The organism is Tundrisphaera lichenicola (genome assembly GCF_051175385.1).
GTDB lineage: Bacteria > Planctomycetota > Planctomycetia > Isosphaerales > Isosphaeraceae > Tundrisphaera > Tundrisphaera lichenicola.
Genome location: NZ_CP195106.1, coordinates 2,006,982 through 2,026,629, shown reverse-complemented (window position 1 = coordinate 2,026,629; position 19,648 = coordinate 2,006,982). Strand labels below are relative to the sequence as shown.

Sequence of the window (19,648 nt, the reverse complement as noted above, 5' to 3'; positions counted from 1 at the left end):
GGGTCAGGACTGGGCTGGCGGGGTCGCCGGGGCCGGTGCTGCGGGAGCCGGTGCAGCGGGGGCTGGAGTCGCTGCGACGGGTTCGGGCTCGGGGACCTTCCAGTCCTCGCCCGGGGCGGGTTTGGTCACATTGAACCGCTTCAGGAGCGCAGCGACCTTCTCGCTCGGCTGGGCGCCGACGGAAAGCCAGTAGCGAATCCGGCTGACCTTGAGGACCGTCCGGGCCTCCAGGTTGCGAACCATCGGGTCGTAGTGGCCCAGTTCCTCGATGGCAGTCCCGTCACGTCCCGTGCGGGAATCCATGGCGCAGATCCGGTAGAACGGGCGATGGCGACGGCCGAACGACTTCATGCGAATGCGGACCACTCGAAAGCTCCAGTCAAAAAGGCACGGCTCGGACGCATGGCGAGTCCATCGGGGACACTGTCAATCCTGAACAAAGCCGGTCCCGAGCCCACGGCGGCCTTGCGCCTCGGTGCGGTCAATTCGCCCTCGGCATCCCCTATCGATCGACCAACAACAATGACGCCGGGGGCGATCCCCGGCTCCTTCTCGGTTCGCTTCATTTGCCCGGACGATCGGGCTGAGGGCTTTCGCCGCCTCCGCCCCTCATCTCTCGGCGTTTCTTTCGTTCTTCCTTTTCTCGTTCCTTCTGGAGCTTGGCCCGCTCCTTGGGAGAGAGTCGCTTGCCGGTCCCCTGCTTGGGGGCGACCAGCTTAGCTCCCGGGTTGAACGCCCCAGCCTTGCCGAGGCCGGTCATGGCGCGGATCTTGTCGAGCATCGTCATCTGCGACATCTGCTTGACGAAAGCGGCCATCGCGTCGAACTGCTTGACCAGGCCCGAGACGTCCGAGGGATCGACACCCGCGCCGGCGGCGATCCGCCTTCGTCGGGAAATGTCGATCTTGTGGGGATCCTTGCGTTCATCCCGGGTCATGCTGTCGATGATGCCCTGGATCCGCTTGACCTCGCCGTCAGCGTCGACCCCTTCCAGGCTCCCGGCCATCTGATTCATGCCGGGGATCATCCCCATGAGATCCTTGACGGACCCCATCTTCTTCATCTGGGTGAGCTGCTGGCGGAAGTCGTTGAGGTCGAACTTCCCCTTGGCGAGCTTCTCCTGCTGACGCTTCGCCTCCTCCTCATCGACCGCCGACTGTGCGGCCTCGACCAGGCCGACGATGTCGCCCATCCCGAGGATCTGGCCGACGATCCGCTCGGGGTCGAACGGCTGGAGCTTATCGAGCTTCTCGCCCATCCCGACGAACTTGATCGGAACACCCGTCACCTGCTTCACCGACAGCGCGGCGCCCCCCCGGGCATCGCCGTCGAGCTTGGTGAGGATCACGCCGTCGAGTTCGAGGGCCGAGTTGAATGCACCGGCCGAGGCCACGGCATCCTGCCCGGTCAGGGCATCGCAGACGAAATAGACGTGATGCGGCCGAACTTTCTTTTCGATCTGCTTGAGCTCGGCCATCAAGTCGTCATCGATGTGGAGACGACCGGCGGTGTCGAGCAGGATCGTGTCGCGTCCCTGGCGATTGGCCTCGATCACCGCGTCCTGGCAGACCTTGACCGGGTTCGAGTCAACCTGGCTGAAGACCGGGACGTTCAACTGCTGGCCGAGAACCTTCAACTGTTCGATGGCGGCGGGACGCTGAAGGTCGGCGGCTACCAGGAAGGGCTTCCGACCCTGCGATGCGAGCAATCGGGCGAGCTTGCCGATGGTGGTCGTCTTGCCGGATCCCTGGAGCCCGCAGAGCATCAAGATGGTCGGGCCCGACTTCTCGAATCGAATCGAGGGGTCGACCGGCCCCATCATTTCGACCATCGTGTCGTGGACGATCTTCACGACTTGCTGGTCGGGACGGACCGCCTTGATCAACTGGGCCCCGACGGCCTTCTCGTTGACGCGGCTCATGAACTCCTGGACGACGTTGTAGTTGACGTCCGCTTCCAGGAGCGCGGTACGGACCTCGCCCAGGCCATCTCGAATATTGGCCTCGGTCAGGAGACCCCGCGCGCGGAACTTCCCGAAGGCCGAGGATAGACGTTTCTGGAGATCGTCAAACATAGCGAGTCGCTTCCCAATCGCCGGACCTTACGGGCCGAGAATCCAAGATTCTAGCCGAAATCGACCCCACACCGCAACTGGAATGATGGCAAAGTTTAGCGGAGGCCTGGACGCGGATTCCCTGGTCCTACAACCCGAATCGCATACTAACTCGAGCCGTGAGGCGGGCTCGAATTCGGGTGGAGCCCTGGCTCACGGTGCGCATGACCCTCGCCCTCGACGGGCGATCACGAGGATTTCGATGCCGAAAGACTCCCGACATACTTCTCAAACAGCGAGCGTGTCCTGGCCGTGCAACGTCCGGCGTCGGCTTGGAAGGCGGCGACGGCATCGGGCAGATCTTGCGGGTCGTAGTTGAGTCGGCGGGCGAGGCGGGCCAGGTCGTCGGGGCTATTGGGCCAGTCGACGGCCGCCCGGTTGTGGACGATTCGGATCCGCCCCTCCACGGTCCGGATAAAGTCGTACGACTCGCGGAGATCACGCTGGTCCTCTGGCGCGAGATAGCCGGCCTCCATCAAGGAATCCAGGGCATCCCAGAGGTTGGGGCGAGCGACCTCGGGCTGATCCGCATGGAGGAGCTGGAGATACTGGACCAGGAACTCGATGTCGGCTAACCCACCCGGCCCTCGCTTGAGGTCGTGGACGCCTCGCGATTCTTCCAGCTTCGATCGCATCGAGATGACGTCGCGGACCAGTTCCGTCGGCTCGATCCTCACGCTCAAGGCCGATCGGATCGCGGCCTCGACCTTCCGGCCGAAACTTCCCCGAGCATGAATGACCCGGGCCCGGGTCATCGCCAGACGTTCCCAGGTCTGGGCGGGTCCTCGGAAATACTCGGTCAGAGCTTCGAGCGTCACCGCGAGTGGGCCCGACGCCCCGTGAGGGCGGAGGCGGGCGTCCACCGAATAGAGCCGACCGTTCTCCGAGGCGTGTCCCAGGGCCCGTAGGACCCGACGCGAGACGTCGGCGAAGAACTGCTCGTTGGGGATCGACTCGCGGCCCCCGAGGGTGGACCCTTCCGACTCATAGACGAAGATCAGATCGAGGTCGCTGTGATAATTCAGCTCGCGACCTCCGAGCTTACCCAGGGCGATGATCGCCCAGTGGGCATGTCGTCCGTCGATATGGCGACGGGGGATCCCGAAGACGGAGGCTCGGCGACGCCACTGATCGTTGGCCACCTGGACCACGATCGCCTCGGCCACGTCGGCCAACTCGCGGGTGACGTCCCGGATCGGTTCGCGATGGAGGATGTCCCGGGTCCCGATGCGGACCCACTCCTTATTCCGGAAACTCAAGAGGATCGGGGCCAGGTCTTCGGCCCCTCGGCAGAGTTCGGCCAGCTCGTCCCGGATCGCTTCGGCCGGCTGCGACCGGTCGACGACCAGTGAATCCATCAAGTCGTCGATCATCCCCGGGTTACTGATCAGGATCTCGGAGAGGAACTGGCTGGTCGAGCAAAGTTCGACGTAGAGTCGGAGCGTGGGCGGGTTGAAGTTGAACAGTTCCCAGAGGATTGCCTTGGCCCCCAGCGAGGCCGAGACCTTCTCCAGGTTGGTCAGGGCCATGTCCGGGTCGGGAGCCCGGCCGACCGCCTGGAGGAGGCTGGGAGCGATGCCCGCGAGGAAGTGGCGACATCTGGCCTGCGAAAGGAATGGAATATCCTCGCGTGCCAGTGCCATCAAGTTTTGGTAGGCGACGGTCTTGTCGCGGAACGGGTAACACCCCAGGGCCTGCTCGATCAGGTCAGGGCCGGGAGAGGGGTCGAGGACCAGGTCTACCACCGGATCGACGGCGCCTCCTCCATCGGGGAAGGCGTCGTGCATCAGGTGATTGAGGATCGCCCGATTCATCTCGGTCTTGGACCGATAGTCGGCCAGGAATCGCTGAGCAGGCCCGGTCCGATCCTCCCAGGTGCTGGCCGGCGGATAACCCAGGCGGATGGCCAGGGTCCGCTGCTCCTCGCGAGCCCTTGGCATCTCGTGAATCTGACGGTCGAACATCGTCTGGAGTCGGTGTTCGACTCGTCGGAGGAATCGATACGTATCGACCATGATCCCGCGTTCTTCCGCGGTCAGGCAGCCGACTGCTTCGAGGCGAGAGAGCGCCACCAGGGTATTGGCGTGGCGGACCTCGGGATACTCGCCGCCGTGGAGGAGTTGAAGAAACTGGACGACGAACTCGACGTCGCGGATCCCTCCGTGACCGGTCTTGACCTCGACCTCGGCGGTCCCGTCCGAGACCGTGCGTTGTTCGATTCGGCGTTTCATGGCCTTGATTTCGCCGATCTCGGCGGCGCTCAGGTATCTCCGAAAAACGAAAGGCGTGATCGCCTGGAGGAAGTCTTGCCCCAGGTCGAGGTCCCCTGCGATCGCCCTGCATTTGATGAGGGCCTGCCGCTCCCAGGTCCGGCCCGAGGTCTGGTAGTAGCCGAGTGTCGAGGGGAGCGAGCGGACCAGCGGACCTTGATCCCCCTCGGGGCGGAGACGCATGTCGACCCGATAGGCCAGCCCGAGGCTGGTGTGGTCGGAGAGGGACCTGACGACCTCGCCGCCCAGCCTGGCGAAAAACTCGGCGTTGGAGACAGGCCGAGGGCCGTCGGTCTGCCCTTCCACATCGTAGAGGAAGATCAGGTCGATGTCGGAGCTGTAATTCAGCTCCTCTCCGCCCAGTTTGCCCAAAGCCAGGACGACAAATCGGGCCGGGCTGCCGTCACGACCGGCTGCAGATCCGTGACGTTCCTCGGCGTGTCGTCGAGCCAGACGGTAAGCAGCCTCGACGCAGGCGTCGGCCAGGTGCGAAAGATCCAGGGTGATCAGTTCCAGCGGAAGATCTCTGACAATATCGTTGTAGCCAATCCGAAGAATCTCGCGAAGCCGGAAGCGACGAAGTGCCAGGCGACGTTCCTCGTCGGTCGCGGACCGTTCCAGGTCGGCCCAGAGATCGTCCGTCAGGGCCGTCCGATCGCGACGTTCGGCACCGGCCCGGAGCCAGTCGAGGAGCGAGGGGTCACGTATCATCAACTCGCTGAAGAACTGGCTGGTGCTGAAAAGCTGGACGGCGATCTCGGCCGCCCTGGCATTATTCGCCAGGGCATCGAGAGTGGCCTCGGGCGTGGGGCTGGCGGCGACGAATCGCTCCAGATTGGTCAGGGCCATCCCGGGATCGGGGCATCGAGGAAGGGTTGCATCCAGTTGACCGGCCAGCCTCGCCACCAGCCGAAGGGGGAGGCCTCGATTCGCCAGGTCGCGGAGGTCGCGAAACCCGCGCTCGGCGTCCCGGACCCCCAGTCCGGCCAGCCAGAGCCGTGCCATCTCGGGGTTTTCCATCAGCGACGTGAACCGCTCTGCGGTCGCGAATGGAAAGGCCGCCATCCGAGCCCCCGTGAGGTCGAGGATTTATCGAAAATCGAGGAAGCCGATCCGGCTGAGTTGAAAGGGCTCGTCCACCCTCGGACGCGATTATACCCGAGACGCCCGCCGAGTCGATCTGGTTCACTTCCGGAGGCAAGATCTAACTCCGCAAGAATCGGGGTTCTCTAAGATCAAACAAGCCCAAGCTCCGGACTCGACGGAGGTCAAACCGCCGGATCGACCGGCCGACCGCCCGCTACCTTAAATTCTCCGACGGAAGGTTCCTTGGAGTCAGTATTTGAAGACTCATCGATGGAGGCTGTTGATGACGTGCTCGAAGGCTGGCTTGAGTGCCTTCCAGTTCGTCGCCGGGCAATTGCAGACCACCGAGATTCTTCGGTCGCCGCTCAGATAGGTTGCCCGGTAGCCATAGATCTTACCCCCAATCGGACCGCTGGCGATGAAGGTTGATCGTCGCCCCTCACCCAGCTTGGCTTGGACGGGTTTGGGATCTCGCTCCTCGTAGCTCGAGAATTCTTCCTTCATCTGCCGCTCTCCCATCGGGTGGACCCTGGCGACCGGCGGTTCGGCATCTTCGCCCAGGCCATTACCCGAGGCCCGAGCCATGTCGCCGAAGAGCGAGCCGGCGAAGTCGGCGACGATCTTGACCTCAACGTTCCCTTGCGTGCATTTGACGAACGAGTTCGGAGAGTCGGCCTTACCCCCCTTGTCGACTTGCCAACCCTTAGGGACCTCGCATCCGAACTGGCCGCCTGGATCGAGTACACCGACAAACGCCTTCGGTGTGGGAACATCGCCACTACAGCCGGAAAGCCAGGGCAGGACGGAGATTGCGATTGTCGTGGCAAGCAACAGCAAGAAGCGCGATCGAGCACCCACGGCAGATCCTCCAGGAATTTCAGCAGGGGGGAATCGATGAAACGGCCAGGAATTCCGGGAGCGAGGAAGACTCCTGAAGTTCGGCCAGAGACCCGTCCAGGAACATAAGGGCCACGTATGAGCTCGTCAACGACCAGATGGTCCGGTGAAACATCATGACTTTTTCTGGAACCTTCTGATAACCTGCCCGGACCTTGCTAGCAGATGAGGAGCTGTGAGCGATGATTGTCATTCCAATGGGGACCGACGCCCCGATCTATCATTGGCCGTATGCGACTGTTGCGATGATACTGATCAACATCGCTCTCTTAATCGCAATTCCGCCCATCTCAAGTCCAGTGACCCTCGACGAGAACGACGAGGTCATCGAGCAAGTCTCCATCACGAATTTCGAACGATATGCCCTGACGCTCGGCAACGGGATTCATCCGGTCCAGTGGGTGACCCACAACTTCCTCCACCAGGGCTTGATCCACCTCCTCGGTAATCTGCTCTTCCTCTGGGCCTTCGGAATCGTGGTCGAAGGGAAGCTCGGGGCCCTGAAATTCCTGGCGACCTATCTGGCCATCGGTACTTTACATGGTGCCTTCTTGCAGCTGATCCTCCTGAAGTCAGGGATGAACGGCAACGCGGTCGGGGCGTCGGCGGTCATTTATGGTCTGATGTCCATCTGCATGATCTGGGCACCCCGGAACGAGCTGACCTGCACGATCATCCTGCCGATCGGTTTCCGAATCCTGGTCTTTCACCGGGAGTTCTACTACACGACGGTCGCACTCTTCTACTTCGGCGGCCAATTCGTCAGCCTGGCCTTCTGGGGGGGACTCGCCGGTCGGTTCATGCTCTCCGAGATGGGGCACCTCTCCGGGGCTCTCTGGGGGTCGGTTATCGCCCTCTTTTTGCTCAAACTCCATCTCGTCGATTGCGAGGGTTGGGACGTCTTCACGCTTCTGGCAAGACATCGGCAATTGGGTCGAGATTGGAAGTCCAGAGGAGAGCGTCTGGATCGACAGAAGGAGTCTCTCCGGTCATCGTTGCGTGCCGGCATGAAGGCCCGGTCGAGGCTGGAGCAGCCATCCGTCGAACCGGGGCTAGATCTCGAAGCTCGGGCGTCCTCGGCCGTCAAGCGAGTCATGAAGGCGATCGAGTCGGGCAACCTCGACGTCGCCTTGCTGGCCTACGACCGGTCCCGGCAGGCGCTGCCCTACTGGCCGTCGCAAGCCGATCTTCTTGCCATGATCAAGGCCTTCCAGGCCCAAGGGCCAGCGACCGATTCCATTCCGTTGATGAGGGACCACTGCAGCCGATTCCCCGCGGTCTCGGACAAGATGCGGTTGAAGCTCGCGCAGGTCCTGATCCGAGATCGACAGCGGCCGATGGCCGCCCTCAAGGTCCTGGGCGAGATCCCTTCCGGCTCGCTCCCTCCCGAACTGGAATCAGCCCGTCTCAAGCTCGTTAGCCAGGCCGACCGGATGTGCGAAGAGGGGGTCCTGGAACTGGAAGGGGATGACTGACCGACCGGCTGGCCCACTCAGATTCCCGACTCGGCGAAGTCGGCCTGGACATGCTGGAGATGACGGAGGATCGCCTCGACGTCTCCCCGACTCAAGCCAACTCCCGAGGCGATCTCACGCTCGTCGAAGCCCCGAAGAACCATCGGTCGGATCCGTGGTAGGAGACCGTGGAGACGGTCGGAGAGGGCGGGCGTCGGAACTCTTCGACGATGCTCGACCCAGGGGTCTCCCATCGACTCAAATCCGGGATCGAACCAGTATTCCGCGCCTGCGTTGCGGAGGACCCGGAGGAACCAGACCGCGAACCCGGTCGCGATGATCCGAGGTGGGCTCGATCGCTCGTCGTCCCCGGAAGTGAACAGAGGCGAGTCGCCTCCCGGCCACCGATAGGCCAGGTCGAGGCAGACCGTTTCCACGTTGGGATTACCGAGTTCGAACCAGCTCTCAGGCTGGACGATCAGCCCCTGCATCCGAGCAAACGGGACCATCGGACCGATGGCGGAAATGGGATGGATGAGCGGCCCATAGGCTCCGTAAAACCCATTGGAGAGCCGGAGCCAGGCTTTGAGAGACTCGGGCAGCCCGAAGCCGAACCGACCTTCCCAACTGGACAGCCGTGCTGGTTCGACTCCGGGTCGGCAAGATCGAGAACCGTCCCCGAATCCTCGCACGAGATCCGCGGGGGACGGACGTAATTCGGCATCGATCCCCGAGAGGTCGCACCATTGCCCGACTTTATCCGCGAACTGGCTGACCATCCGGACTCCCGTCAGGCGTCTCGGGCCGAGGCAATCCCGACGGCTTCTTGCGTCGCCGCCCGGCCGAAGAGGGTCAAGAGGCTCGCCCTCTCGATCTGGACTGGCAGGAATTCTCCGATCAATCGGCCTGGTCCATCGAAGACCACGATCCGATCGCAGTGGGTGTGGCCGGTAAGCTGCCCGAACTCGCCCGGCTCGGCCTCGCGGGCGGCCGACTTGCTCGGCCCTTCCACCAGGACCTCGACCGTCCTGCCCACGAAGGCTTGATGGTCCTCCGCGCTGATTCGATTCTGGAGGGCCAGAAGCTCGTTGTTCCGACGCTTCTTCACATCCTCGGGGATGTCGTCGATGAGGATCGTGTCGGCCTTGGTCCCCAATCTAGGGCTATATTTGAAGATATAGCTGTTCTTGAATCGCGATCGTTCGACCAGTTCCATCGACCTTTGGAACGAAGCCTCGGTCTCGCCGCAGAAGCCGACGATGAAGTCGCTCGAAACCGAGGCTTCGGGCAACGTCTCGCGGATCCGATGCATCATCTCGTCGTAGAGTTCGACCGAGTATCCGCGCTTCATGCGCTTGAGGACTTCATCGCATCCGCTCTGTGCCGGGACGTGCAGGTAGCGCGAGACCTTGGGGAGGTCGCGGACGGCCCGGAGGAGGTCGTCCGTCATATCGTTGGGAAAATTGGTGATGAATCGGATCCGACCGATCCCTTCGATTTCATGGAGTCGGGCCAAGAGGTCCGAGAGTCGCGAGATGCGACCGTCGCCCTCCCGGAATTTATAGCTGTTGACCGTCTGGCCCAGGAGGGTAATTTCCCTGACACCCTGGTCGGCCAGCATCCGGGTCTCCTCGACGATCGCGTCGGGGGGACGGCTTTGTTCCGGACCGCGGACCGAGGGGACGATGCAATAGGTGCAGAACTTGTCGCACCCCATCATGATCCGGACGAATGCCTGGAACGGGCTCGGTCGCATCGCGGGCTCGCGAAGCGGGTCGTATTCGGCGAAGCTCTCGGTGATCAGGTCGCGACTTCCCCCGTTCCTCGGCAAGCTGACGGCCATCCTGGGCTTGCCGTCGGCCTTCGCCTGGTCGAGAAGTTCGGAGACACGCCCGAGTTGCCCAGGACCGATCACTACATCGACATGGGGAGCACGCCTGAGGATCTGTCCTTGATCCTTCTGGGCCATGCAGCCGAGGACTCCGATCGAAACCTCCGGCCTTTCCCGTTTGATGTTCTTGATCCGGCCCAGGGCGCTATAAATCTTGTCCTCGGCATGCTGCCGGACCGAGCAGGTGTTATAGAGGATCGTGTCGGCCTGGCCGATATCGTCGGTAAGCTCATACCCCTCATTCCGGAGCTTGCCGACGACCAACTCGCTGTCGAGTAGGTTCATCTGACAGCCGACCGTTTCGATGTAGAGCTTCTTGCCGCGGGACGGACATGCTTCCGACATTGAAACTACTCCTGAACCGCCTGGCCTGAGGGTTCGCGGTTCGGGAAGAGCGGACGGGGAAAGGGATCGATGGAGCTTCGACCCGGTCGATGGATGTCGAAGGCCCATTTAATTTAAATCTTACCAATCTACCGAGTGGCTGGCTACCGGATCACGCGATCGCCTGAAGGTCGAGCTTCCGAGATCAAGGCCCAACCGGCCTTTTCCTGGCCTGGCGGGCCTTGACCAGACCTTCGAGTTCCTTGCGAGCCGCTTCGTCGAACTGGAACCTGCGTGGCTCGGTGGCGAACTCATCTGCATCTTGCTCGTGGATGATCTCGTCGAGTGCCTCCGAAAATTCTCGATCGTATTCCACTCGCTCCAGCGGGGTCATCTCGTGGATCCCGGATGTCCGTATCGGCTTACGGAACGCGAAACCAATGAGGAGGGCGATTCCGATCATCAGGACGACGGCGTTCAGATGGACCGATCGCTTGTGGAGCCGATCGAACCGCTTTTGAGAACCAGGCCCCTCGTCGCGAGCGGCATTGATCGCAGGAGTTAGGGTGTTTCCACAATAGAGCATGACCCCCAGACTTCCTAGGATCAGGATCGCCTGGATGGCGATCATCGGGCCTCGAAGTTCGGGGACGCTCAGCGGCCCGCAGACCATGGCCGGCAGGGCGATGGCCGTTGACATCACACCCCAGGCATAATAGCGAGGGAAGAGGGCCCGGACGAACCTTGAACCCGGCTCCGCCCCCAGGACTCGAAAGATGATCGGTGCCACGGCGAACGAGAAGAACAGGATGCTACCCACCCAGGCCGTCAAGGCGAGAAGATAGACACTGTCGAAGACTGAGAGAAGCATTCGAGCGGTCACAGTAAGGAGCCTTTGAAGGATCGAGCGGAGCGACCCACGCACGTCGGAAGCCAACCAGGAATCAAGACTTCGCGATCATCCTGGCCGGGGCCTGGCCAGCCCCAAGGCCCCCATCGACACCCAGGATCTGGCCGGTGACCCAGCCGGACTCGGGGCCAAGCAGGAAGGCGATTGCCGCCGCCTGATCATCGGGAACGCCAAGCCGACCAAGCGGGTGCATGGCCTCGCTGAAGGATCGGCTCGCTTCATTTCGCAACAGGGGTTCGGCCAGCGGGGTGACGGTCAAGCCGGGGGCAACGGCATTGATTCGGATCCCCTGTCGAGCGTAGGTGATCGCCGACGAACGGACCAGCCCCTCGATGGCGGCCTTGGCCGCCGCGATGACCTCATGATTGCTCAAACCTTGACGAGCCGCAACCGAGCTCATCAGTACGATCGAGCCGCCCCCCTGCCCTCTCATGGCCCCCAGTGCGGCCTTGGTGGCGAGGAAAGCAGTGGTAAGATTGACCTGAATGATCTCTGAGAACTCGTCTAGCGAAGTGAGATGGAGTGGCTTCAGCCGGATCGAGCCCACGCAATGGGAAAGGCCGTCGAGCTTGCCGAACCGCTCCACCGAGAGGCCGACGGCTTTCTGGAGATCCTCGAGAATCCCGGCGTCCCCGGCCACCGCCAGGGCGGACTCACCCAGTTCGGCCGCCAGTCGTTCGACCGACTCGGCCCTCCGGCCGAACAGGACGACCGAGTCGCCACGAGCGACAAGTCGCCGAGCCAGGGCCGAGCCAATCCCGCCCGCTCCCCCGGTAATCATCACGCATTGTCCGGCCATGCTCGTCCCCCTGATATCCCGTCGAACGAACCTCGCAGGGGTTCTTGTAGGCCAGGGTACCTCCGGGATCAAGGCACGCGGATCTGTCCGAGAATCCGCCCGATGAGGTCGTCGGGTGAGACGCCCTCGGCATCGGCCTCGTAGCTGGCGAGGACCCGGTGGCGCAGGACATCCCGCGCGAGCGACTTGACGTCATGGGGGGTGACGAAGTCGCGGCCCGCGAGCAGGGCGTGAGCGCGGGCGGATGCGACCAACGCCAGGCTGGCGCGAGGGCTGGCCCCTAGCTCAATCAACGGGGCGATATCGAGCCCGTAGCCGATCGGATCGCGAGTGGCCCGGACCAGATCCACGGCGTATTCCTTGATCGAAGGGGCAACCCGAACCTCGGCGACCTCGCGGCGAAGGGTCCGTATGGCGACTGCGTCCAGGATCGGCGAGAGTTCCGACTCGTCGGGAGCGACCGGCCCGACGTCGGTCAGGTCGAGCATCGCGAGTTCGGCCGATCGATCGGGATAGTCGACATGCAGTTTCATCAGGAATCGATCGAGCTGGGCCTCGGGGAGCGGGTAAGTTCCCTCGTGCTCGACCGGGTTTTGAGTGGCCAGGACCCAGAACGGATCGGGGAGGATCACGGTCTGATCGCCAACGGTCACCTGTCCCTCTTGCATCGCCTCGAGCAAGGCACTCTGAACCTTGGCCGGAGCCCGATTGATCTCATCCGCGAGTACAACCGAGGCCACGATCGGGCCGGTCCGGACGTCGAAGGTTCCCGTCGACGGATGATAGACCTGAGTGCCGGTGAGGTCGGCCGGCAGGAGATCGGGGGTGAACTGAATCCGACGGAACGGAAGATCGAGGGCGCGAGCCAGTGCTCGAACGGATCGGGTCTTGGCCAGGCCCGGCACACCCTCGATCAGGACGTGGCCTCCGGCGAGCAAGGCGATCAGGAGGCGCTCCAGGAGCGATCGTTGGCCGACGATCTCCTGTTCGAGCCGATCAATGAGACTGGAGAGTAACTTGCTGGTCGAATTCGGGGTGGTTTCGGATTCCGTCATGCGTCTCGGTCACCGAGGTGAGTCTGGAAAGGACAGGACCCAAGGGCGACCGAAGGGCATCGATCGAGAGGGATTGGACCGAGAGATCCATCCCCCTTGACTCCATCTCAATTCAGGACTTCGATGCTTTCCGACGATCCATCATCTTCCGGAGGATGTCACCGGCGGCATCGCTGGAATCCTTCTGAGCTGCCTTGGCGGCCCCGGTAGCCGGTTCGGCATCCTTCTTCTTGACGTAGAAGGGGTTGGATTCGTCGATGAACTCCTCGGGCATCTGGTCGACTTCGCCGGACTTGGAGAGATCCTCGATCCCGTCGTCATCGTCGGGCGAATACTGCTCAAGCTCGTCAACCACGGGTTCCGGCTCGGGTTCCGGTTCCTTGGGCTTCGCAGCCGGTGCAGGGACCGGAGTCGGCGATTTGGCAACCGGTTTCTCCTTGGAAAGCTCCTTGTAGGTGTCGACCGTGATCGTGTCACCACCGTAGACGCCCGAAGGACGATCGGGGGTGGGCCTGGCCTCGTCGGAGATCAGCCAGGCATCGATCTCGTCATGGTTCACGTCGTCGAGCGAGGATTTTCGGGGCGGGCCGGAAGGTGTTGCCAACTTGGCAGTCGGAAGACCCTCGATCGATACGGCGAAGGTCAGCGAGCCGATCTTGACCAGATCGCCATTCTTCAGGGCCTGGGGCTGATCCTTAACCAACGGCTTGCCGTTGACCTCGGTCCCGTTGCGACTACCAAGGTCGCGAACCTGGACCGTGTCGACGCCGACCTCGAATTCGGCGTGCTCGCGACTGACGAGATCACTGTTGGGACGGAGCTGGCAGCCCTCGCCCCGGCCGATCTTGAATTTCGGGATAGCCAGCGGGATCGTCTTCCCTTCTGGCTTTCCCTGAACGACGACCAGCTGGACTTTCATGAGTAGCGTCCCGACCTCTAGGGTCCACAGTCAGGTTAATCGGAGAACCACTTCGCGAAGCGAGGAGCGTCACCGAACCACGAATGATGAATTAATCCAGACCGGCAAACTGCGGATCATGAAACCGGCGGTGAACTGTTACCTGACCAGACTCTACGGCTCAGGAGCCTCTCCATCATAATCGAGGATCTCCCGGCCGGGAAGGACCGATTTGAGTCTGTCCGGCAAAATTGAGAAACCTTGACAAATGAGCCGAGCCAAGATTCATCGACGGTTCATCCAGGTTGGATTCTCGTAGACCTCTCCTCGAAGCTCCCCTGCCCGCTGCTCTTCGGCGGGGGTGATCCTGTCAGGAAGGATGGAAAGCCCCAGTGCATCGGGCAGCACTTTCTCCAGGGCTTCGATCCAGTACGATAGCTTCAGGTCGATCGAGGTGAGCTCACGCAGGCCGACGAGTTCCGGGGTGATTTTGGACCGTCCGAGTAGGAGCGACCCATGCTGTAGGACGGCTCCCGATCGACGACGCTGGGCACTTCCCACGATCTTGGCGCCTCCCAGGACAATATCGTCCTCATCGCGGTCTCCGAAGCACAAAAACGGGCGACCGATCGATTCTCCCGAAAGAATCGAAGGGCCCCGAGCTTGGGCCTTGACACCGATCGAGCGGAGAAGACCGACGATAGCACCGTGGATCACCCGATAGAGGGTGGTGCTTGGACGCGAGGCTGGATGCGTGCTAGGTACGACGACGGCATAAGTCAATTCGTCGTCATGCCAGAGGGCTCCTCCGCCGGTTGACCTGCGAATCGTCGGAACCCCTCGCCATCGAGGGTCTCTATCGATCTCGCCCGTAGACTGGAAATACCCGAGGCTGAGTGTCGGGACGCTCCAGGAATAGCATCGAACGACCGCCCGAGAGGGATCGGCAGCGACCGAGTCGAGGAGGGCCTCATCAACGGCCATATTCCGCGGGCCGTCGCCCGACTCGTGGGGCAGGACTCGACAAAGCATCGACATGAAATGCGATTGTTCCTGATGGTCACGAGATGATCAGGCCGGAACGTCTCGACTGACGTCGAACCGACTGAAGGCCAGGCCCACCAGGGGGATCAATCCGAGTGCGGAGGCCGACAGGACGACCCATGCGACACCGAGCGAGGCCGTGAGGCTACGCCCGGTTATCAGGAACGCGAGAAATCCGGCCAGTCCGGCCAGCCCGACGCTCACGGCCAGCCCGACGACCTTGGCCAGCAGGAAGATCATCTGACGCCCAACCGCCATCACGTCGAACTGACCGGCAACGACCCGCGACGGATACCACAAGAAGAGGAGGTTTTCCACCGAGTAAAAGATCAGATTGACCGGGAATAGGAATAAGAGGACGGCCCAGGTTGCCATGCTCAATTCTTTGAACCCTACCATCACCACGGCCATCGCGAGGGCCTGAGAGCATGTCGCGACCAGCGTCGGGGTGAGGACCTGCCCGAGCGCCATTGAATTCGGGGCGATGGGTAGCGTCTTGAGTTCCTCCATAATGTCGATATCGCCGCGGAAATCATAGGGGAGCAGAAAGCTCAGAATGATCGACATCCAGGCAATCATGCCCATGCAAACATAGGGAATCGGCTCGGCCTTGGGCCCGTCCCTCGGGACAAAGAAGATCATGATCAGCGGCACGGTCGAGAGCATCCCCAGCACGGTGATCAACCGACCGGGATCGCCCAGCGCGGTGGTCATTTGCCTCCAGAAGTTCGGACCGACACCTCCCCACCAGGGGACGGCTGGCGGGCGAAAGCGAAATCGACCGGACTTCCGGGTATTCATCGAGCGGATCCCACCTCCGCCTCCTCCCATCTTCTGCATCTTGGCAAATCGCCGGGCGCTGGAGCTTGAGACCGCCTCCAGATAGCTCGCGTCCAGGGCAAAGACCAGGGCCACCAACGCAACATCGACGACCAGTCCAAGCGCGGCATAGCGGACCAAGTCGGGCCAGATCCGCTCGGCGGTGAAAGCCAGGATGAACCATCGAAAAGGGGACAGGAGCGCGAAGATTATCGGAGATCGCTCGATTCGTGCGAGAGCTTCGAACATCCCCCCCGAGCCGAGATCGTGGCCGGCGGATAACGCAGCCAGGCCGATCAGGATGATCAAAGCGACCAGGACCAGCCGACGTCCCCAACTTGATGCCAGTGCCCCCAGCGTCGAAACTCCCAGTCCCACGGCCATCTGCAAGACCTGGAGGAAGAAGATGGTCAGGATCGAGCCGACAAAGGCCGAGAATAACCGAGGCGAGATCGACATCGAGGCGAGTGTGAAAAACAACGCCGAGAAGACGCTGAGGAATCCGGTCAGGACGAGCTTGTAAGCCAGTAACTCTCTCTTTCGATAAGGCCCGGCAAACAGGAATGCAATCTCGGCGGGGGTGTAGTAGAGGGCTTGCTCGCCCCCCGAGAACAGGAGCGACCCGACCGTGAAGACGAAGAGGCAGAGAGGACCGAACCGTTGAACGTATTCGACGGGAGCCCGCACCCCCGCCTGGGCTGTCACGACGATCGACATCAACCAGGGGATGAACAGGGCGGCGGTGATCGCACCCATCGCGATCCCCTTGGGCGTGGACAATGTCTTCTTCAGCCGCCGGAGAGCGGCTCGATTCCGAAGGTGCATCAACAGGAGGAGGGATCGATCCACTTCAGATGCCCTCCGGGCTCGAGGTCGTCGACACCTCGGTGGCCTCGGTGAGCCGGAAGAAGAGATCTTCAAGCGACTCGGATCGACCATCTTCGACGGCTTCCTGGCGGAGGTCGGCCAGGCTTCCCTGGAGAAGCTTGCGGCCCCGATGCATCAGCAAGATCGAGGTACAAAGGTCTTCGACCAGCGAGAGCAGGTGCGAACTGACCATCACCGAGGCACCGGCGGCCGCCCGACTCCGGATCGACTCCTGCATCGTCCGAATTCCTCTCGGGTCGAGCCCGGTGAGGGGTTCGTCGAGCATGATCACCTTGGGATCGTGGAGATAACCGCAGCAGATCGCGACCTTCTGGCGCATCCCTCGCGAGAGATCCGAGCAAGGCGAGTCGCGCTTCGGGAGAAGCTCGAATTGTCCGAGTAGGGCCTCGGCCGCCCCCGACCATTCTTTCAAGCGATAGGCTGCGGCGATGAACTGGAAGTGTTCCCAGATGGTCAGATTGTCGAAGAGGTGGGGATCGTCCGGGACATATGCCAGGGCCAACTTGGCGGCGACGGGGTCACTCTTCAGGTCATGACCGTCGATCGAAAGGCGCCCCTTCGAAGGTTCGAGGATTCCCGCCAGGGCCCGCATCGTCGTCGTCTTCCCCGCGCCATTGGGACCGACTAGCCCGAGAATTTCCCCCGGCTTGACCTGGAACGTGAGATCGGTGACTGCGGCGGTCTGGTCGTAATTCTTGTAAAAACCCTCGACGTTGATCGACACCGGGCAGGACTCCCTCGGTCATCAGATTGCGAGATTAAGCACCCACTTTGAGGTCACGGGGCCCGATAGTTCCACGAGGATGTCCGAACCGAGGGCCGATCGCAAGGTCCGACTCCCATCGGTTTCAGGCCTTCGAAGGTGTCCATTTCAGGATCGGATTCTTGGCCGCGGTCACCTCGTCGGGCCGAGAGACCGGCGTGGTGCTCGGGGCTGCATGAAGCAAGTCGGGGTCTTCCTCGGCAATCGCCAGGAGGGCCCTGGCGAACGCCTCCAAGGTGTCGCGATTCTCGGTCTCGGTTGGTTCGATCATCAGGGCTTCGGGGACGATGAGCGGGAAATAAACCGTCGGAGCGTGGAAGTTGTAGTCAATCAGACGCTTTCCGATATCCATCGCGCGGACGCCCCGATCGCGTGCCATCGAGCGGGCCGAAGCAACGAACTCGTGCATGCACCGATCGCCGAGGGGGACCGGATAGACATGTTTGACCAGCGACATGAGGTAGTTTGCGTTCAAGACGGCATGCTGGGCGACCGCCTTGAGTCCGTCTGGTCCCTGACTCCGGATGTAGCAGTAGGCTCGGAAAAGGACCCCCACGTTGCCGAAATAGGCGCGCACTCTTCCGATCGACTTGGGACGATCATGGTCGAGTCGATAGGTCCCATCCTGATCCTTAGCAACCAGCGGAGCGGGAAGATAGGGTGCCAGGATCGAACGGACGGCGATGGGGCCGGCACCGGGACCCCCACCACCATGCGGGCCGGAGAAGGTCTTGTGCGGATTATAGTGCATCAGGTCGACGCCCATGTCGCCGGGCCGGACCATCCCCAGGATGGCGTTCATGTTCGCGCCGTCGAGGTAGAGTAACGCCCCTCGCTCGTGGAGCAGTTCGGCGATCTTGCCGATCTGAGGGTCGAACAGGCCGACAGTGTTTGGGTTCGTCATCATGAAGACGGCGACCTGATCGTCGAGCTGGGCCTTGAAGTCGTCGAGGTCGACCAAGCCTTTGGAATTGCTCTTGATCGTGACGGCCTGGAACCCGGAGAGGTTGGCCGAGGCGGGGTTCGTCCCATGGGCGCTGTCGGGGATGAGGACCTTGGTCCGCCCTTCCCCCTTGTCTCGAAAATAGGCCGCCGAGCAGAGTAGTGCCGTCAATTCCCCCTGGGCCCCCGCCGCGGGCTGGAGGCTGACCGCGTGCAAGCCGGCGATCTCGGCCAGCATCTCCTGCATCTCATACAAGAACGCGAGGCTTCCCTGGAGCGTGGACTCGTCCTGGTATGGGTGCTGGGAAGACTGGCCGGGATACCCCGCGAGCCGCTCGTTACGCTTGGGGTTGTACTTCATCGTGCACGAGCCGAGCGGGTAGAAGTTCCCGTCGATCGACATATTCAATGTCGAAAGGTTCGTGTAATGGCGGACGATGTCCAACTCGCCCAGTTCCGGGAGTTTCGGGGAGTTTGGCGAGAGGTGATTTGGCGGGATCAGCGAGTCGAGCGGACACTCCGGGACATCCGATTTCGGCACGATCGCCGTGGAACGCCCCGGCCGGCCGGATTCGAAGAGGAGCTTCGGTAATTCTTGTTTGTACATAATCATATTGCTATTGAATATCGATACTTGTGACGGTTCCATCCTTGCTTTTCAGTTCATTCGAGGTCAACAATCACCGATCGGACTGATCGACTGCCACATCCGCGATCGGCAGCACCTCGACTCCTTCGAAATCGTTGGGCGAGACTAGGACGACCTGGCTTGTCTCCCAGTCCCAGATAACGAGAGGTTCGCCGGATCTCTGGCGTTCGCTCAGGGCACGTGTGGCGGCGACTTCGCAGGCACGCCGAATGTCCTCGGCCGTCGCTCTTGGATTACCGAGGATGCCCTTGCCATCATCTTGCATGACCTTGACTCCGCTTCATGATCCGCCAGATTGTTGGATCGATGACCCGCTCCGGTTCCCCGATTATACCTTCGGCGATCAATCTGAGCGGCGCAGGACGTGTTGTGTCCAATACGAACCATCGGTCGGCCAAGGGCAAGTAAAGTTCAAAGAGGTTCGAAAGGCCGGCTTGATATCGTCGACGAATCGTCTCCTCGGGGATGTCATGCCCCCCCAAGCGGACCCGACTGGCAACCCGCAACACGGCCATATCGGGATCGGGTAGAAAAGTAAAAGTGAGATGGAATAGATAACCAAAAGTCTTCAATCGAGCGATTCTCGCCGCGAGAGATCGACTTGCGAGAGTCGTCTCTACAGCTATATCAGATCCGATTTGCTCCAGCTTTTTCATCCGCTCCAATACTAATCGCCCTGCTCGAATGTCCGCAGCCCCAGACGGGTAGTTGGGCAATTGCTTGGCAATCTCATCGGCATTGAGAAATGCGATATTCGAAGGTAGCAAATGAGCCGCAGCGGTTGATTTACCCGCCCCATTCGGACCAGCGATCACGATGAATAATGGATTTGACATCATTCAATGT

16 protein-coding genes are annotated in these 19,648 nt (G+C 61.7%); 1 reads left to right on the top strand and 15 read right to left on the bottom strand.

The window, feature by feature from the left end:
* Window positions 1-3: 3 nt before the first annotated feature.
* The 4 genes from rpsP to P12x_RS07920 form a co-directional block, all read right to left on the bottom strand.
* Window positions 4-366 carry a 30S ribosomal protein S16 gene (gene rpsP / locus P12x_RS07935; protein ID WP_435010333.1) on the bottom strand — a complete coding sequence of 121 codons (363 nt, stop codon included), beginning with the start codon at window positions 364-366 and terminating at the stop codon, window positions 4-6.
* Window positions 367-562: 196 nt separating this feature from the next.
* Complete coding sequence (gene ffh / locus P12x_RS07930) at window positions 563-2,074, bottom strand: signal recognition particle protein (RefSeq protein WP_435010332.1); 1,512 nt, start codon at window positions 2,072-2,074, stop codon at window positions 563-565.
* 227 nt (window positions 2,075-2,301) lie between these two features.
* Window positions 2,302-5,448: a bifunctional [glutamate--ammonia ligase]-adenylyl-L-tyrosine phosphorylase/[glutamate--ammonia-ligase] adenylyltransferase gene (gene glnE, locus P12x_RS07925; RefSeq protein WP_435010331.1), complete on the bottom strand. Its 3,147-nt coding sequence runs from the start codon at window positions 5,446-5,448 to the stop codon at window positions 2,302-2,304.
* 285 nt (window positions 5,449-5,733) lie between these two features.
* Window positions 5,734-6,327, bottom strand: coding sequence for a hypothetical protein (locus P12x_RS07920; RefSeq protein WP_435010330.1), 594 nt, complete (start codon window positions 6,325-6,327; stop codon window positions 5,734-5,736).
* A 221-nt stretch (window positions 6,328-6,548) separates the two neighbouring features.
* Between P12x_RS07920 and P12x_RS07915 the strand changes: the two genes are divergently transcribed.
* The gene (locus tag P12x_RS07915) at window positions 6,549-7,841 is read left to right on the top strand and encodes a rhomboid family intramembrane serine protease (protein WP_435010329.1); all 1,293 of its coding nucleotides are present in this window, start codon (window positions 6,549-6,551) and stop codon (window positions 7,839-7,841) included.
* A gap of 17 nt (window positions 7,842-7,858) precedes the next feature.
* Here P12x_RS07915 and P12x_RS07910 read toward each other — a convergent pair whose 3' ends face one another.
* From P12x_RS07910 to P12x_RS07860, 11 genes are all read right to left on the bottom strand, one after another.
* A complete protein-coding gene (locus tag P12x_RS07910; RefSeq protein ID WP_435010328.1) occupies window positions 7,859-8,599 on the bottom strand; it encodes an SMI1/KNR4 family protein in 741 nt (246 codons plus the stop codon).
* A gap of 11 nt (window positions 8,600-8,610) precedes the next feature.
* Window positions 8,611-10,056, bottom strand: coding sequence for a tRNA (N6-isopentenyl adenosine(37)-C2)-methylthiotransferase MiaB (miaB, locus tag P12x_RS07905; RefSeq protein WP_435010327.1), 1,446 nt, complete (start codon window positions 10,054-10,056; stop codon window positions 8,611-8,613).
* Between the two features lie 184 nt (window positions 10,057-10,240).
* Window positions 10,241-10,906: a DUF4149 domain-containing protein gene (locus tag P12x_RS07900; RefSeq protein WP_435010326.1), complete on the bottom strand. Its 666-nt coding sequence runs from the start codon at window positions 10,904-10,906 to the stop codon at window positions 10,241-10,243.
* Window positions 10,907-10,979: 73 nt separating this feature from the next.
* Complete coding sequence (locus tag P12x_RS07895) at window positions 10,980-11,744, bottom strand: SDR family NAD(P)-dependent oxidoreductase (RefSeq protein ID WP_435010325.1); 765 nt, start codon at window positions 11,742-11,744, stop codon at window positions 10,980-10,982.
* A gap of 68 nt (window positions 11,745-11,812) precedes the next feature.
* On the bottom strand, window positions 11,813-12,799 hold the full coding sequence (locus P12x_RS07890; protein WP_435010324.1) for an AAA family ATPase: 987 nt from the start codon (window positions 12,797-12,799) through the stop codon (window positions 11,813-11,815).
* Between the two features lie 112 nt (window positions 12,800-12,911).
* Window positions 12,912-13,718 (bottom strand): FHA domain-containing protein, encoded by an 807-nt coding sequence (locus P12x_RS07885; protein WP_435010323.1) that lies wholly within the window; start codon window positions 13,716-13,718, stop codon window positions 12,912-12,914.
* Window positions 13,719-13,982: 264 nt separating this feature from the next.
* Window positions 13,983-14,681 carry a lipoate--protein ligase family protein gene (locus P12x_RS07880; protein WP_435011650.1) on the bottom strand — a complete coding sequence of 233 codons (699 nt, stop codon included), beginning with the start codon at window positions 14,679-14,681 and terminating at the stop codon, window positions 13,983-13,985.
* Between the two features lie 87 nt (window positions 14,682-14,768).
* Window positions 14,769-16,409, bottom strand: coding sequence for a putative ABC exporter domain-containing protein (locus P12x_RS07875; protein ID WP_435010322.1), 1,641 nt, complete (start codon window positions 16,407-16,409; stop codon window positions 14,769-14,771).
* A 1-nt stretch (window position 16,410) separates the two neighbouring features.
* Window positions 16,411-17,172 (bottom strand): ABC transporter ATP-binding protein, encoded by a 762-nt coding sequence (locus tag P12x_RS07870; protein ID WP_435010321.1) that lies wholly within the window; start codon window positions 17,170-17,172, stop codon window positions 16,411-16,413.
* A gap of 124 nt (window positions 17,173-17,296) precedes the next feature.
* Entirely contained in the window at window positions 17,297-18,760 is a 1,464-nt protein-coding gene (gene gcvPB / locus P12x_RS07865; RefSeq protein ID WP_435010320.1) for an aminomethyl-transferring glycine dehydrogenase subunit GcvPB, read from the bottom strand.
* 296 nt (window positions 18,761-19,056) lie between these two features.
* Window positions 19,057-19,641 carry a zeta toxin family protein gene (locus tag P12x_RS07860; RefSeq protein WP_435010319.1) on the bottom strand — a complete coding sequence of 195 codons (585 nt, stop codon included), beginning with the start codon at window positions 19,639-19,641 and terminating at the stop codon, window positions 19,057-19,059.
* Window positions 19,642-19,648: the final 7 nt, after the last annotated feature.